Genomic DNA, 496 nt, shown 5'->3' on the forward strand with positions numbered 1-496 from the left:
CCGAGCCCTTGGCCAGATCCTTGAAGAAGGTCTTGAAGCTGTCGCCGGTCTCCTTCGCGGTGTCGGCCAGATCCTTCGTCGTCGTCTTCAGCTTGTCGATCCCGGCGCCGTCATCGGCCGCCTCGCCGATCCGCGCGAGGCTGGTCGCGGTATTGCCCGCCTCGTCCGAGACCCCGGCCAGCGTCTCTTTCAGCGCGGCCATCGAGGCCAGCGGCGTGCGGATCATCGCATCGGCCACGCCATTGGCCTCACGCTTCAGCCGTTTGGCCTCGTCGCCCGCTGCCGCTGCGGCCTCTTTCGCCGCCGCCAGCCCCTCGGCCGCGCCCTCGGCCGCCTCCTTCAGCGCCGCCGCCCCGGGCAGGATGTCCGGCAGATCGGCAAAGCGCGCCAGGAACCCCGACCACTTCTCCTGCAGATAGACCATGACCTCGCCCCAGATCGCCTTCATCCGGGCGCCGAGCTCCTCCATCCGGAGCCGCATCAGCTCCGGCCCCAT

1 protein-coding gene is annotated in these 496 nt (G+C 69.8%); it reads right to left on the reverse strand.

Going from position 1 to position 496, the window contains the following annotated elements:
* A partial coding sequence (locus BYZ73_RS21715; protein WP_181498176.1) for a hypothetical protein occupies positions 1-481 on the reverse strand: 481 nt, incomplete at its 3' end.
* Positions 482-496: the final 15 nt, after the last annotated feature.

The organism is Rhodovulum viride, assembly GCF_003265965.1.
Classification (GTDB): domain Bacteria; phylum Pseudomonadota; class Alphaproteobacteria; order Rhodobacterales; family Rhodobacteraceae; genus Rhodovulum; species Rhodovulum kholense.